The organism is Pseudomonas sp. Irchel 3E19, assembly GCF_900187585.1.
Lineage (GTDB): Bacteria > Pseudomonadota > Gammaproteobacteria > Pseudomonadales > Pseudomonadaceae > Aquipseudomonas > Aquipseudomonas baetica.
The window spans coordinates 1-15137 of the sequence record NZ_FYDT01000083.1 but is presented as its reverse complement, the minus strand read 5'-3'; the positions used below and the strand labels follow the sequence as shown (position 1 = coordinate 15137).

16 protein-coding genes and 1 rRNA gene are annotated in these 15137 nt (G+C 57.4%); 11 read left to right on the top strand and 6 right to left on the bottom strand.

The genetic code is table 11. From position 1 onward, the window contains the following. Positions 1-97, top strand: a 5S ribosomal RNA gene (gene rrf / locus CKW18_RS28705); the annotation flags it as partial. 165 nt (positions 98-262) lie between these two features. On the opposite strand, the gene CKW18_RS28700 is transcribed toward rrf, so the two are convergent. After that, positions 263-1624 carry a lysozyme inhibitor LprI family protein gene (locus CKW18_RS28700; RefSeq protein ID WP_256587118.1) on the bottom strand — a complete coding sequence of 454 codons (1362 nt, stop codon included), beginning with the start codon at positions 1622-1624 and terminating at the stop codon, positions 263-265. 251 nt (positions 1625-1875) lie between these two features. Here CKW18_RS28700 and CKW18_RS28695 point away from each other — a divergent pair, with 251 nt between their 5' ends. From CKW18_RS28695 to CKW18_RS28680, 4 genes are all read left to right on the top strand, one after another. Further along, positions 1876-3480 carry a tetratricopeptide repeat-containing response regulator gene (locus CKW18_RS28695; protein WP_095191860.1) on the top strand — a complete coding sequence of 535 codons (1605 nt, stop codon included), beginning with the start codon at positions 1876-1878 and terminating at the stop codon, positions 3478-3480. Further along, on the top strand, positions 3477-4169 hold the full coding sequence (locus CKW18_RS28690; protein ID WP_095191859.1) for a sensor histidine kinase KdpD: 693 nt from the start codon (positions 3477-3479) through the stop codon (positions 4167-4169). Before CKW18_RS28695 ends, CKW18_RS28690 begins: the two co-directional genes overlap by 4 nt. Before the next feature lie 202 nt (positions 4170-4371). Further along, positions 4372-5613 (top strand): glutamine synthetase family protein, encoded by a 1242-nt coding sequence (locus tag CKW18_RS28685; protein ID WP_170947343.1) that lies wholly within the window; start codon positions 4372-4374, stop codon positions 5611-5613. Positions 5614-5682: 69 nt separating this feature from the next. Then, complete coding sequence (locus CKW18_RS28680; protein ID WP_095191857.1) at positions 5683-7059, top strand: MFS transporter; 1377 nt, start codon at positions 5683-5685, stop codon at positions 7057-7059. Between the two features lie 65 nt (positions 7060-7124). Here CKW18_RS28680 and CKW18_RS28675 read toward each other — a convergent pair whose 3' ends face one another. The 4 genes from CKW18_RS28675 to flgA form a co-directional block, all read right to left on the bottom strand. Further along, positions 7125-7871 carry a flagellar brake protein gene (locus tag CKW18_RS28675; protein ID WP_095191856.1) on the bottom strand — a complete coding sequence of 249 codons (747 nt, stop codon included), beginning with the start codon at positions 7869-7871 and terminating at the stop codon, positions 7125-7127. Positions 7872-7959: 88 nt separating this feature from the next. After that, a complete protein-coding gene (locus tag CKW18_RS28670; protein ID WP_095191855.1) occupies positions 7960-8427 on the bottom strand; it encodes a flagella synthesis protein FlgN in 468 nt (155 codons plus the stop codon). Positions 8428-8475: 48 nt separating this feature from the next. After that, positions 8476-8802 (bottom strand): flagellar biosynthesis anti-sigma factor FlgM, encoded by a 327-nt coding sequence (flgM, locus tag CKW18_RS28665; RefSeq protein WP_095191854.1) that lies wholly within the window; start codon positions 8800-8802, stop codon positions 8476-8478. 161 nt (positions 8803-8963) lie between these two features. Next, entirely contained in the window at positions 8964-9725 is a 762-nt protein-coding gene (gene flgA / locus CKW18_RS28660) for a flagellar basal body P-ring formation chaperone FlgA (RefSeq protein WP_095191853.1), read from the bottom strand. Between the two features lie 82 nt (positions 9726-9807). On the opposite strand from flgA, the gene CKW18_RS28655 reads away from it, so the two are divergent. From CKW18_RS28655 to flgE, 6 genes are all read left to right on the top strand, one after another. Next, positions 9808-10740 (top strand): chemotaxis protein CheV, encoded by a 933-nt coding sequence (locus CKW18_RS28655; protein ID WP_095191852.1) that lies wholly within the window; start codon positions 9808-9810, stop codon positions 10738-10740. A 46-nt stretch (positions 10741-10786) separates the two neighbouring features. Further along, on the top strand, positions 10787-11614 hold the full coding sequence (gene cheR, locus CKW18_RS28650) for a protein-glutamate O-methyltransferase CheR (protein ID WP_095191851.1): 828 nt from the start codon (positions 10787-10789) through the stop codon (positions 11612-11614). A gap of 286 nt (positions 11615-11900) precedes the next feature. After that, entirely contained in the window at positions 11901-12311 is a 411-nt protein-coding gene (gene flgB, locus CKW18_RS28645) for a flagellar basal body rod protein FlgB (protein ID WP_095191850.1), read from the top strand. Positions 12312-12314: 3 nt separating this feature from the next. Further along, complete coding sequence (flgC, locus tag CKW18_RS28640; protein ID WP_003227217.1) at positions 12315-12758, top strand: flagellar basal body rod protein FlgC; 444 nt, start codon at positions 12315-12317, stop codon at positions 12756-12758. A gap of 15 nt (positions 12759-12773) precedes the next feature. Continuing rightward, complete coding sequence (gene flgD / locus CKW18_RS28635) at positions 12774-13502, top strand: flagellar hook assembly protein FlgD (protein WP_095191849.1); 729 nt, start codon at positions 12774-12776, stop codon at positions 13500-13502. Positions 13503-13532: 30 nt separating this feature from the next. Beyond that, positions 13533-14858 (top strand): flagellar hook protein FlgE, encoded by a 1326-nt coding sequence (gene flgE, locus CKW18_RS28630; RefSeq protein ID WP_095191848.1) that lies wholly within the window; start codon positions 13533-13535, stop codon positions 14856-14858. 57 nt (positions 14859-14915) lie between these two features. On the opposite strand, the gene CKW18_RS30740 is transcribed toward flgE, so the two are convergent. Continuing rightward, positions 14916-15137 (bottom strand): hypothetical protein (locus CKW18_RS30740; protein WP_218274340.1); only part of this gene is annotated, 222 nt, incomplete at its 5' end.

Genomic DNA, 15137 nt, shown 5'->3' with positions numbered 1-15137 from the left:
TGGAACCACCTGATCCCATCCCGAACTCAGCAGTGAAACGATGCATCGCCGATGGTAGTGTGGGGTTTCCCCATGTGAGAGTAGGTCATCGTCAAGATTAAATTCCGAAACCCCAATTGCGAAAGCAATTGGGGTTTTGTTTTGCCCGAAGGAAAGTTCTTATCCCTGAACAACCTGCCCCGGGCTTCAGCGCTTTTGTCGGTTTGCAAAAAAGCCCCGAACAGGATGACCTAGGGGGCTCTTTCTGACTCAAGTGCTGGATCTACTCTGCGTCCGCGGCACCGCCTCCGACTTTACCAATCGAGGTACTGATCTCCGTGATGCGACGGCGGCCATTCACCTCGTAGCTGCGTTCCTCTTCTATTGATTCCGGCTTGCGTAAGCTCAATTGCCCAAACAGCCCATGTTTCTCGCTGTAAGTGCCGAACCAATTGTTCAATCGCGCAATAAAACACTCAGTACCAATGATTACCGGGAAGTCGGCAACGGACTCGACTGCGTAATACCCAGCACCGTAGCCGTAATACTCCTCCTCGCTATCCTTGGCAGACTGAGGAATGGGGCAGATCGGTTGTCTCTCTTGTCTCGTACCAGATAGTTCTTCATCCATCGTGGCCAAGCCTTGAGTGAGTGCCTGTTGCAGTTCAGGCTTGAGCTTGTAAGTGATGTTGTTGCCGTTGTGGTGCTGGGTGCGGGGGATGCGCAGTTGATAGCGGTAGTGAACGGTGACGATGGGCACTTCGCGGTTGATTTGCAGGGGGCTGAGCAGGTACACCTGATCGACACCATATCTACTGTCTCGGTAGGCGGCGTAGACCTTGCCGCGCACGGTTATCCAGTTCACCGACTGGTTGGCACCACGATCGTTAGTGGAGTACAGCGAACTGCCAACGCCTGACTCCTTATCAAGAGCAGCCGTTCTGCGGGTAAATCGATCGCCGTCACGGCGATAGGTTTCGAATAACGTGAATAGGCCGGTGCCACCCATATAGGTCTGAACGATGAGGTCGCGCTGTCCGTCGCCGTCCAGATCAAACAACGTAAACGTGATTTGACCAAGCTCGGTATGGGCGTTCAGGTTCGAGGCGAGCAAGGCGCTCCATTCATGCCGACTGACACCCTTTGGGACTGCTTTGGGAACGTGAGTCTTCTCCGAGTATTGATCGTCATCAGGCTCGGAGGAAAATGAAGTCTGACGGGTTTTGATCGCCAAGGAGTCGAGTGTTCGCTCCAGGGCAAACTCCGGATCGTTTTCGCTGGCCGCCCGGATGCGTTTTTGCAGATCGTCCAGAACCTGTTTATCGAGGTCGCTCGGTTTGAAGACAACAGCCTCCTTCCACTGCGCTTGCAACAACTGCAAACGCTCGCGATAGCTTTGCTCCAGGCAAGTATCTTCAACGCAGTCGTTGCGTGCTTTTAGCCAAAGCCGTTGAGTGCTCTTGAGTTCAGCTTGGCCATCACTGGAAGCCTTCATCAATTCCCGATAAACCGTTCCCATCTGTGTATCCAGTTCGTACACGATTTTATTGGCACAAATAGTCTTTTCAACGGTGTTCGCCGCTTTTGTGCAGTCCATTCCAGCCGCCGTCGCCTCCTGGATAATCAGAAGAGCACAGGCGGACACGATGCAGCGTCCTTTGCTGTACACGAGGTAAACCCTGTATCGGTAGAGTAGAAGGCGCGCAGAGTAATCGCTGCGCAAGGAATCTTGAAGTGCTTGCTTCAGGGAACGTCACTTGTGGCCGATAACCCGATCGGCTCTTGCAATCTCATCGGCCGCGAATGAAATCACTTGATAGCATTTTGCCTGCAGTTATCATCTTCGCGCCTGTAAAAGCCCTCGGTACTTTTAATTCAATTGCCTGGAAATCTTCGATGCTGTCGTATCACCAAAAGAGTTTTCTGATCGTCGATGATTTCTCGGATTTCCGCAGCTCCGTGCGCTCGATGTTGCGCGAGTTGGGGGTCAAGGACGTGGACACCGCCGACACCGGTGAGCAGGCGCTGAAGATGTGTGCGCAGAAGTCCTACGATTTCATCCTGCAGGATTTCCATCTCGGCGACGGCAAGAAGAACGGCCAGCAGGTACTCGAAGACCTGATGCTGGAAAAACTCATCAGCCACGAAGCCGTGTTTGTCATGGTCACGGCCGAGACCAGTCAGGCGATGGTGCTCAGTGCTTTGGAGCACGAGCCGGATGCGTACCTGACCAAACCGTTCAACCGTTCTGGCCTGGCCCAGCGGCTGGAGCGTCTGGAGCAGCGCAAGACGTTGCTCAAACCTATTCTGCAAGCCCTCGACCGTGGCAAACCGGTCGAGGTGCTCAACGCGTGCATCGCTCTGTGCAAACAGGACATCCGTTATTCGCCGCTGTGCCTGCGCTACCGTGCTGATGCCTTGCGCGACTTGAATCAGAACGAAGCACTGGAGCGTCTCTACGACAGCATCATTGCTGACCGGCCGTTGCCGTGGGCGTTTGCCGGGTTGGGCAAGTTGCTGTTCAAGCGCGGGCAAGTGGCTCAGGCCAAAGGCGTCTACGAAAAAGCCTTGAAAGTGTTCCCGATGATGCCAGCGCTATATGACGGGATGGCCGACGTGCTGGTTTCCGAGGGCGATACCAAAGGCGCGCAGCGGGTGCTGGAAGAGGCGATTCGGCTGTCGCCGCTGGCGGTGCGTCGACAGGCGTTGCTCGGCAAACTGGCGATGACCAACGAAGATTTCGATACGGCCTCGCGGGCTTACCGTCAGGCCGTATCGCAGGGCGCGCAGTCGCGTTTCAAGGATCCGGAAAGCAACCTCGGCCTGGCCCATGCGCTGATCAGCAAAGGCAGTGAGCGCGGTCTCGACACGCGCACGCGACTGGAGATCAACACAACGCTGAGCGCCGTGGCCAAAGAGAACCCGACCGACCCCGGTTTGCAGATTCGCGCGCGTTTGATGAAGGCCACCAGTCTGCTGCTCAACGACGCCGAAACCGCCGACAAGCTCACCGAGCAGGCCATAATGCGCCTCGACGGCATGGAACAGTTCATGAGCCCGGAAGCCGCGCTGCTCGTCGCCAAGCAGTTGCAGATGCTCGGTCAGGCCGAGGCGGGCACCTCCATGCTCAAGAGCTGCGCGGAGATCTACGGCGACGATCCGGCGGTGATGAAAGACATCGCCAAGCTCACCGATGACCCGACTATTCTCAGTTCCAGCAACGCCGCCGCCGACCTCAACCGTCAGGGCGTGCGCGTGTACAAGACCGGTAACCTGGTGGAGGCCCGCGAAGTCTTCCGCAAGGCGCTGAAAATGCAACCGAAGAACATCAGTATCGCGCTGAACATGGCCCAGTCGCTGCTGCACGGCACCGACACCAGTGTGCCGTCGGCGGAGCTGGAAGAATGTCGGGCCTGCCTGAAAATGGTCGGTCTGATGCCCGACACTGACGCGCGTTACTCGCGTTATCAGAAGCTGAAAAGCAAGGCGTTTGGCGAATGAACCAAGACAAGCAGGCTCTGGATTTTTCCACGGTGATCGCCTCCACCGTTCACGATATGAAGAACTCGCTGGCCATGCTCATGCAGGCCCATAGCCAATGGCTGGCGCGTTTGCCCCAAGCGCAGCGCAGCGGCACGGAGCAGGGCGTGATCGACTTCGAATTCGCTCACCTCAACGGCATGCTGGTGCAACTGCTCGGGCTGTATAAGCTCGGTGTCAATCAGATGCCGTTGCAGCCGGCATATCACGAACTGGATGATTTCATCGAGGCGCAACTGGCGGCGCATCAAGAGGTGTTTGCCAGTCGCGGGATCATCGCCACGTATGAAGTCGATCCGCTGAGTCCGTTGGGGTTCTTCGACCGTGAGCTGGTCGCTTCGGTGCTGGGCAACTGCATCAACAATGCCATTCGTTATGCCCGCGAGTCGCTGCTGATTACTGTCAGCGACGAGGCCGGGCAACTGGTGGTGAGCATCAACGATGACGGCGATGGTTATCCGGCCGAGATGCTTGAGCGTCAGAACGATTACGTGCAGGGCATCAATCACAGCAGCGGCAGCACCGGGCTTGGGTTGTATTTCGCGGCTCGCATCGCCGCGTTGCATCAACGTAATGGCGTTGAAGGACGCACGGAAATTCGCAACGGCGGCCCGTTGGGCGGCGGGGTGTTCAGTCTCTACCTGCCGTGATGCAAGGCTTTTTGTTTGACGCTGCTTGATATTCCGAACGGCCGGAGCCTATTTTGTACGGGTCGCCGTTCGCGGCTCGCACAACAACAAGGATTGCGTCATGACAACCGATGGCCAAGGTTCACTCGCACAGCGATTGACGGGCATTGATGAGATTGAATGTGTCACGCCGGATTTGAATGGCGTACCGCGTGGCAAGGTAATGACCGCCGAAGGCTTCCTCGAAGGACGGCGTTTGCAGCTGGCACGGGGTGTGCTGCTGCAATGCATCATGGGCGGTTATCCACCAGCGCGTTTTTACGGCGGCGATGACGGTGACCTCGCGCTGATTGCCGACCCAGACCAGATTCATCCGTTGCCATGGAGTGACGAAGCCCGTGCCCTGGCGATTTGCGATGCCGACGAACTGACCGGCGAAAGCTCCAACCTGTCGACCCGTGGCCAACTGAAGAAAGTCATCGCCCGTTACGCGGCGCGCGGCCTGGCGCCGGTGGTGGCGACCGAGCTGGAATTCTTCGTCTTCGCCCCGAATACCGATCCGACGCAACCGTTCCGCCCGCCAGTCGGCATTGATGGGCGCCGCGAGGATGGCTTGTCAGCGTTCAGCGTCAGTTCCAACAACGGTCTGCGGCCGTTCTTCAGCGAAGTCTATAAATGCATGGCCGCCCTCGGTCTGCCGCGCGATACCTTCATGCATGAAATGGGCGTCAGTCAGTTCGAGATCAACCTGTTGCACGGTGATCCGCTGTTGCTGGCCGATCAGACATTCCTGTTCAAGCATCTGCTCAAAGAAGTCGCGCTCAAGCATGGCCTGACCGTGGTGTGCATGGCCAAACCGCTGGCGCATACGCCGGGCAGTTCGATGCACATTCACCAGAGTCTCGTCGACATCGCTACCGGCAAGAACGTCTTTAGCGATGCCAACGGCGAGCCGACTGCGATGTTCCGTCACTTCATCGGTGGGCAGCAGGCCGGCATGGCCGATTTCACGGCGTTGTTTGCACCGAATGTGAACTCCTATCAGCGCCTGTGCCATCCCTATGCTTCGCCGAACAATGCCTGTTGGTCGCACGATAACCGTTCCGCCGGGCTGCGCATTCCGGCCAGTGCGCCGGTCGCCCGTCGGGTCGAAAACCGTTTGCCGGGTGCCGATGCCAATCCGTATCTGGCGATCGCCGCCAGTCTGGCCGCCGGTTTGCATGGCATCGAGCATGAGCTTGAGCCGAGCGCAGCGATTCAGGGTGAGTTCGAAGTACCGGACAATCTTGCGCTGCCGTGTACCTTGCATGCCGCACTCGAGCGTCTGAAACTTAGCCAATTGGCGAGGGAACTGTTCGGACAGGAGTTCATCGAAGGCTACATCGCTTCGAAGACCATGGAGTTGACCAGCTTCTTTGATGAAATCACTCCCTGGGAACGACGTGTTCTAGCAGCCCAGGCCTGACGTACCGCCGCCATCGGGCTATCGTTTTGGTAGCCCGATATTTACTGCAAGGAGCCGCTCGGAACGCCGATGCGCCAAATCTGGAAATCCTTTCGAGCCCTGTATTTCGCCTCGCTGATGATGTTGATCGGCTCAGGCCTTTTGTCTACTTATCTGGCGTTGCGCCTGGCTGCTGACGATGTCGACGGCCTGTGGGTCGGTGCGTTGATGGCGGCCAACTATTTCGGCCTGGTGCTGGGCGGCAAAATCGGCCACCGGTTGATCGCCCGGGTCGGGCATATCCGTGCTTATTCGGCGTGTGCCGGGATTGTCGGGGCGGCGGTGCTTGGCCATGGTCTGGTGGACTGGTTGCCGGCGTGGCTGGTGCTGCGGACGATCGTCGGTCTGGGCATGATGTGCCAGTACATGGTGATCGAGAGCTGGCTCAATGAGCAGGCCGACGCCAATCAGCGCGGTCTGGTGTTCAGCGGCTACATGATCGCGTCGTATCTGGGGCTGGTGTTGGGGCAACTGATTCTGGTCATGCATCCGGGGCTCGGTCTTGAACTGCTGATGCTGGTCGCCCTGTGCTTTGCGCTGTGTCTGGTACCGGTGACGCTGACACGGCGGATTCACCCGGCGCCATTGCATCCTGCGCCGATGGAACCCCGCTTCTTCATCAAACGCGTGCCGCAGTCCTTGAGTACGGTGCTCGGGGCGGGTTTGATCATTGGCTCGTTCTACGGTCTGGCGCCGTTGTATGCCTCGCAGCAAGGGCTGTCGACCGAACAGGTCGGTCTGTTCATGGGTAGCTGCATTTTTGCCGGACTGCTGGTGCAGTGGCCGTTGGGCTGGTTGTCGGACCGTTATGACCGCGCGCTGCTGATTCGTTGTTTTGCCGGGTTTCTGGCGGTGGCGGCATTGCCGCTGGCGATCCTGCCGCAGGTGCCGCTGGAGGTGCTGTTTGTGGTCGGCTTCCTCTGTTCGCTGGTGCAGTTCTGTCTGTATCCACTGGCGGTGGCGTTTTCCAACGACCACGTCGAAGGCGATCGCCGGGTATCGCTGACGGCGATGCTGCTGGTGACTTACGGGGTCGGTGCCAGTATCGGTCCGCTGGCAGCGGGTGTGTTGATGAAGTTCTTCGGTAGCCAGAGCCTGTACGCGTTCTTCAGTTTCTTTGCCCTGGTACTGGTGTGGCGGATACGCCCGAAAGCCGTGACCAACCTGCACCAGGTCGACGATGCGCCGTTGCATCACGTGGCGATGCCGGACAGCATGTCCAGCTCACCGCTGGTAGCAGCCCTCGACCCCCGTGTGGATGAGCAAGTGGTGCAGGAGCAGATGCAGAATACAGTCGCGCCGGAACCTGAGACCGAGACAGACAAAGAGCCTGAGCCTGAGCCAGTAGCAAGCCCGGACGACGACAGCGAAAAACCCACTCCGGACATCAGTGGCGCCAGGCCTTGAGAATCCGTCGAACATAAAAAAGGGCAGTCCCGCCAAGGACTGCCCTTTTTATTTGCGTGTTCGAATCACAGGTCGTCTTTGTCGAATCGCCGCGCTTCACGCTGCAATTGGTAAACGAAGCGCTCAACGTTGCGAGCCGCCTGACCACTGATGTTGTGGAAACGCAGGCCGGCAAAGGTGATGTTGAGTTTTTCTTCGAAGTGCAGATACCGAAGCTCAACGGAGACCGGCTGATTGCCGAACAGCGGCGGGGCGATCATGCGATCGTAGACCTGACCCAGTTGCAGGCGTTCGGTGATGTCACCTTCAAAGCGCAGCTTGCAACCGGTGGCGGAAATATCCAGCAGCTTGCCGTTGATCGGCGCCTTGAGCTTTTCGCCGCCCAGTTCGACGCTGACCAGGTCGGTGAGCTTCAATGCGGCGCGGAAGGCGTTGCGGCGCTGGTGGTAAACCACCTCGGTTGGCAGCTCGCCAGTGTAAAAGCGGTCGCCGTCGGACTCTTCGATGTTCAGCGTGCCGGTGCATTCCCAGGCAATGCGCACACCTTCGTGGAAACCTTCGACCTTGAACGGCTCGCCGGCGAGCAGGAAGCGCTCGCCGTCGCGCGGGATCATTTCGTCCAAGGCGATCGAAGCGCTGTCGCGGTCGACTTTGATCAGGTAGCTCTGAAAGCGCTGGCTGCGTTCATGAAACGTGATGATCAGTGGGTCGTGGCTTTCTTGCAGCTGGCGCAGGTTGCTGGAGATTTCCAGTGGCGTGGTGAGCACCTTTGGGGGCTGCGGAGCATCATCCGCGCTTAGGGTGTTGGACACGGTTTATCACTCTCCAGACAAAATATGACGACTGGCCATCATTTTGCCAGCATGTTTCGCGAGTTGATAGGGCTGGCGCATCAACGGCTTATGCCTGGCTGAATGTACGCGGCTTGGCGGGGTTGGCAAAAGTGCCGCTGGCGTCATACAGCGCTGGCGGTTCGCCCCCGGTGAGGATTTTCAGCTGATTGGCCGTAGAGGCCTGCTGAATCTGGATCGACTGGCCATTTTTGGCGTTGGCAGCCTGGCATTGAGCGATGAGATCGGTCAGTGCGTCGCCTTGCGTCATCAACTGCTCGCCAATGCTCGACTGGCTGGCCAGTTGTTCGAGACCTTGACGATCCGTCGACAGACCGAGGCTGGCGAGGATTTCGCTGCGTTTGCGGCCATGCTGTTCAAGCAGAATGATCAACGCCTGTTTGCGCGCCAGAATTTCTTCCAGCAGTGGCATGTCACGACCGTGCAAAGCGATGGATTCGGTTTGCAACAACTCCAGCAATTGTTGAGCTGGAGCAAAGTCGTCGTTGATCAGTTGCAATAAATTAGTGTCGTGCATGGCTGGCCTTGGGTTTTAAGCGTCCAAAAGCCTGGCGCAGGCGAATGCCTAGCGCTGGGCTTCGAAGTTGAGCAGTTTGCTGGCTACACGGTTGCTGTCGACTTTATAGCTGCCATCGGCAATCGCGGCTTTCAACTCGGCCACACGGGCTTTGTCGACGGCAGGTTGATCGCGCAGCTTGTCAGTGATCTTCTGCAACTGTTGAGCCTCATTGCTGAGGTGTACCGATTCCCCGCTTTTTGCGGTACTGGCCGGTTCGGCCTGGGTATTCAGCGGCGCGGAGGTACCGGTTTCGGCGGTTTCCTTGGCGTTGCTGGTACGTGTACTGCCCGTAAGTGACGAGGAGCTGTTCAAACGGCTGAAATCGATGACCATGATAAAAACCTCTGGGAATTTGGACGCTTGCCATGTTTTCGGCCATCCCCTGGAAAACTTTAGGCACATTTTACCAATGAGCCTGCATGCGCCAGCGCGTGTCCTGCTGCGGCACAGTTTAGGGAAGCGACGGGGTCCGCGCCAGTTTTCTCACGAGGCTTTTACATGGCCACTTCCACTTGGCCTGGCGCGATGACTTGGGCCTTGATGACTCGATTGGAGTTGAGGTTTTTTACCCTGATCTGTTCTTTCAGACCACCATTGGCCAGCGCTTCGCCGGGCATGCGTACGGCGAGTGTGCCGCTGCGGGCGATGATGACCACTTGATCACCCTTGCGCACGACTTCTGCCTGTTCGAGATGGACCAGGGTAATGACCTGATCGGCGACCGTTGGTCGGGTTAATTTCTGCCCGATCGCTTCGTCTACCGAGGTCAGAAAACCTTGATTGATGACGCTGACGTCGCGTTCGCGCAAGGTCACGTCTTGCGGCTCGATAATGCCGGCTCGTTTGAGGGGGCGGGTCGTGGTGACAATCTCGCGAAACAGGCGGACTTGAGCGGGTACGAACACTGTCCAGGGCGAGGCGCCCTCACAGCGAACCTTGACGGTTACCCGCCCCAACGGACGTGCCGGACTCTCCAAAGACGCTGTCAATTCCTTGTCGCACATGGGCATGCGCATGCGGGGGTCGAGCTGCTTGACCTCGATTTCGTAACGGCCTTGCGTTTGACTGGAAGCCAAATAGTCTTCTACGGTGAATTCAAGAAAGCCCTGAGTGACGCCGATAAGCATGTCAGGCAAGGTAACCGTATCAGCACCGGCAGGGCTGCCAGCGAAAAAGAGGCAAACGGCCAACATCGCGCAAACACGTTTGCGGGTGCGGGATGTCAGGTGTCGGAAAAATGTCGTTTGAGCGTTCATACGGGTTAAAAAGCAAGCGCCGTGCCGTTTAGCAATAAATGTGCGTCGCAACAACACTTGGCGTTGGTGTAGGAGTCTGGGCATGGCTGGTGTAATGGATTCGGTAAACCAGCGCACGCAACTGGTAGGGCAGAATCGCCTGGAGCTGTTGTTGTTCCGTCTCGACGGTCAGCAGCTCTACGGGATCAACGTGTTCAAGGTTCGGGAAGTGCTGCAATGCCCGTCGCTGACGTTGATGCCCAAATCCAGTCCTGTCGTGTGCGGGGTAGCAAATATTCGGGGGGCGACCATTCCGATCCTTGATCTGGCAATGGCGACCGGCTCCGGAGCGTTGAAAGACAAGAACAGTCCGTTCGTGATCATCACGGAGTACAACACCAAGACCCAGGGTTTCCTGGTTCGCTCGGTGGAGCGCATCGTCAACATGAACTGGGAAGAGATTCATCCACCACCCAAGGGCACGGGGCGCGATCATTACCTGACCGCTGTGACTCGGGTGGACAATCAGTTAGTCGAAATCATCGACGTCGAGAAAGTGCTGGCGGAAGTTGCACCGACGCCGGAAGCGATTTCGGTGGGTGTGGTCGATGTCGAGACTCAGACCAAGGCGTTGTCGCTGCGGGTGCTGACGGTCGATGACTCGTCGGTGGCGCGCAAGCAGGTCACCCGGTGCCTGCAGACGATCGGCGTCGAGGTAGTGGCGTTGAACGATGGCAAGCAGGCGCTGGATTATCTGCGCAAGCTGGTCGACGAGGGCAAGAAGCCGGAAGAAGAGTTCCTGATGATGATCTCCGACATCGAGATGCCGGAGATGGACGGGTACACACTGACGGCGGAGATTCGCGGTGATCCTCGCATGCAAAAGCTTCATATCATCCTGCATACTTCGTTGTCGGGGGTATTCAATCAGGCGATGGTCAAGAAAGTCGGTGCCGATGACTTCCTGGCCAAATTCCGCCCTGATGACCTGGCATCCCGGGTAGTCGACCGGATCAAAGCAGCAGATATCAGCTGAGAGCGTTTTGCTCTTGGCGGTCAACACGATTTAAGAGGCGGCATCATTGTCTACGGGTAATTTGGATTTCGAACAGTTCCGGGTCTTCCTGGAAAAAGCCTGTGGCATTTTGCTCGGTGAAAACAAGCAGTACCTGGTCTCGAGCCGTCTCAACAAACTGATGGAGCAGCAAGGCATCAAGTCTCTGGGTGAGCTGGTTCAGCGCATCCAGACCCAGCCGCGCAGCGGTTTGCGCGAGCAGGTGGTCGATGCCATGACGACCAACGAAACCCTGTGGTTTCGTGACACCTATCCGTTTGAAGTCTTGAAGAACAGGGTGCTGCCCGAAGCCATCAAGGCCAGTCCCAACCAGCGTCTGCGGATCTGGTCCGCAGCCTGCTCGTCGGGTCAGGAACCGTATTCGTTGTCGATGTCGATCGACGAGTTCGAGCGCAGCAATCTTGGCCAGTTGAAGATGGGGGTGCAGATTGTTGCCACGGACTTGTCCGGCCTCATGCTGACCAATTGCAAGACCGGCGAGTACGACAGCCTGGCGATCGGGCGCGGTCTGTCCCCCGATCGTTTGCAGCGCTATTTCGACCCGAAAGGGCCGGGCCGCTGGGTGATCAAGGCGCCGATCAAGAATCGGGTAGAATTTCGCTCGTTCAACTTGCTCGATAGCTATGCAGCGCTTGGCAAGTTCGACATCGTGTTTTGCCGCAACGTGTTGATCTACTTCTCTGCTGAAGTGAAGAAAGACATCCTGTTGCGCATTCACAGTACGTTGAAGCCGGGCGGCTATCTGTTCCTTGGCGCTTCCGAAGCGTTGAACGGCTTGCCGGATCATTACCAGATGGTTCAGTGCAGCCCGGGGATTATTTACCAGGCGAAGTGATTGCATCGGCGACACAAAAAACGGCAGGTCCGCAAAGGCCTGCCGTTTTTTTATGCCTGAAATATATCCACCACACACCTCAAATCCCATTGTGGGAGCGGTGGTGGTCGTGAGAGAGGCAGTCAAGCGGCAGAAAAGCGGCATCCGGCGGAAACCGGTTGCCGCTTTTCTGGCATTGCCGCCTTGCCGACTCCGCGCAAAGCCCCTGATTACGGGCACTTCTCACATTGGCACGCCGCTTGCTAAAGCTCAGTTACGAAAAACCGGTCACCCGAAGGTTCCCGACATGAGCATCAGCTTCGATAAAGCGCTCGGCATTCACGAAAAAGCCCTCGGCTTCCGCGCTCAGCGTGCCGAAGTCCTGGCCAACAACATCGCCAACGCCGACACCCCGAACTACAAGGCTCGGGATCTGGATTTCTCCAAAGTGCTTGAGGCGCAGACCGAGAAAACCAAGAGCGGCGGTACGTTCGCCCTGAACATGACCAACAGCCGTCACATCGAGGCTGAAGGTCTGGGCAATGGTGATGAGTCGCTGATGTATCGCACGCCGATGCAACCGTCGATCGACCAGAACACCGTGGACGCGCAGCTTGAGCAATCGAATTACGCGGAAAACGCGGTCGGTTTCCAGGCCAGCTTCACGCTGCTCAACAGCAAATTCAAAGGGCTGGTATCAGCCCTGCGCGGAGAGTAATCCATGTCCCTGTCCAGCGTTTTCAACATTGCCGGCAGCGGCATGAGCGCACAAACTACGCGTCTGAACACCGTGGCTTCGAACATCGCCAACGCCGAAACCGTCTCGTCGAGCATCGACCAGACCTATCGCGCCCGTCACCCGGTGTTCGCCACCATGTTCCAGGGCGGCCAGAACAGCGGCAGCAACTCGCTGTTCCAGAGCCAGGACGCCGCCGGTCAAGGCGTGCAGGTACTCGGCGTAGTCGAAGACCAGAGCAATCTCGAAGCGCGTTACGAGCCGAACCATCCGGCCGCTGACGCCAAAGGCTACGTCTACTACCCGAACGTCAACGTGGTGGAAGAAATGGCTGACATGATTTCCGCGAGCCGTTCGTTCCAGACCAACGCCGAAATGATGAACACCGCCAAAACCATGATGCAGAAGGTACTGACCCTGGGTCAGTAATAAGGGGCGACTGCCATGAGCGTTACCGATACCACCAGCGGCCTCAGCCTGAAAGACATCTTGGCGAACTCGTCGAGGAAGACGAGCAGCACCACCACGGATGGCATTGCAGCAGCGACCAATAGCACCACCGGCGGCAAAGCGCTGGGCAAGGATGCGTTTCTGCAACTGCTGGTTACCCAGCTGAAAAACCAGAACCCGCTCGACCCGCAGGACAACAGCGCCTTCGTTGCGCAGTTGGCGCAATTCAGCAGTCTGGAAGGCATTACCACGCTCAACACCACGGTCAGCTCGCTGGCTGGCAACTACAACTCCTCGCAGGCGTTGCAGGCGTCGTCGTTGGTGGGTCGCAACGTGATTGTGCAGACCAACACCGCCCAACTCGACGATCCGAGCAAAGGTCTGACCGGCACGGCGACGGTCCCATCGTCCATCGCCGGTGGCACGGTGACGATTACCGACAGCAGCGGCAAAACCGTACGCACCATTGATCTGGGGAGTCGCGCAGCCGGCGCTGCCAGCTTTACGTGGGACGGCAAGGACTCGTCGGGCACCGTGGTGCCGGTCGGCACTTACACCTTCAAGGCCAGTGCTGCGATCAACGGCACGGCGACGGATCTGGCGACCTACCTGCCGGCCACCGTCAACAGCGTGACCATGAGCCAGTCCGGTGGCGAGCTGATGCTCAACCTGGCCGGCAAGGGCTCCGTTGCCCTGTCCAAAGTACAAACCATTGGTATATAGAGCCGACTAACCGGCACAAAGGAGTGGAATATGTCTTTCAATATCGGCCTTAGCGGTCTCTATGCAGCCAACAAGCAACTGGACGTAACCGGCAACAACATCGCCAACGTCGCGACCGCCGGTTTCAAATCGTCCCGCGCAGAATTCGAAGATGTTTATTCGTCGACTCGCCTGGGCAGCGGCAGCAAGGTCATCGGTAACGGTGTGCGCCTGGCCAACGTTTCCCAGCAGTTCAACCAAGGTGACATCAACAACACCGGCAACGTGTTGGACATGGGCATCAACGGCTCCGGCTTCTTCACCATGAGCAACAACGGTTCGATTTCCTACACCCGTGCCGGTACGTTCAAGGTCGACAACGCTGGTTACATCACCAACACCAACTACACCTCGCGTCTGCAAGGTTACGGTGTGGATGCTAACGGCAAAATCATCAACGGCGTGTTGACTGACTTGAAGATCGACACTTCGAACCTGGCACCGAAGTCGACTTCGGCAGTGGGTTCGAGCATCAACCTGAACTCGTCGGCACCGGTGATCGTCGATACTGGCACCAACGCCGTCAAGTTCGATCCGAGCAAGCTTGAGACCTACACCAAGTCGTTCAGCACTCCGATCTATGACTCGCAGGGTAACAAGCACGACATGGATCAGTATGTTGTGAAGACTGGCGAAAACACATGGAAGGTTTACACCCTGGTGGATGGGCGCAATCCGGACGCAACCGGTAGTAACCCACTCACGACCCCTCCGGTTGCTTCGACGCTGACGTTCGACTCTGCTGGCAAGTTGACTCAGGTCAGCACGCCAAGCACGCCGACCCCGATCATCAGCAGCGACCTGAAGATGACTGGCTGGGTGCCCGGCACCGTGACCAACGGTGTTTTTACGCCTAACGGCGCGGCTGCCAATCCGAATGGCGTAACCATTTCGATGGCCAAGACCACTCAGTACAACGCTGACACCTCGCGTACGATTCCGACTCAGGATGGTTACGCCACTGGCCAGATCACTAACCTGACCATCGACGGCACTGGTACTTTGTTCGCCAACTTCAGCAACAACCAGAGCAAGGCCATCGGCCAGGTTGCACTGGCGAGTTTCACCAACGAACAAGGCCTGCAGGCTGTTGGTGGTACCGGTTGGAAAGAGACTTTCGCGTCGGGTATTCCGGGCTACGATGCGCCGAAGACCGGTACGTTGGGTGAGGTAGTGTCCAACTCGCTGGAAGAGTCCAACGTTAACCTGACCAACGAGCTGGTTGATCTGATCAAGGGTCAGAGCAACTATCAGGCGAACGCGAAGACTATTTCGACTCAGAGCACCATTATGCAGACCATCATTCAGATGACCTGATTCTGGGTTTTGGCTGTACAGGGAGCCCCTCTTTTTGAGGGGCTTTTTTGTGGTTCTTCACGGAATCCCGGGAAACACAGAAACAAGAACGCCGATTTGCTTGATGATGTTCGTGCGAGCAAACACATCTAACAAACCGGCGTTCTTATGCGCGATATTAATACTTTCCTTCCTTTTTGGGAGGGCTTTTCTGTCGTCACGATCAAGCCTGATGGTGATGCCCTCCAGATCGATCTGACGCCCCACGCCACCCGATTCCCTTCCTGTGGTGGGTGCCAA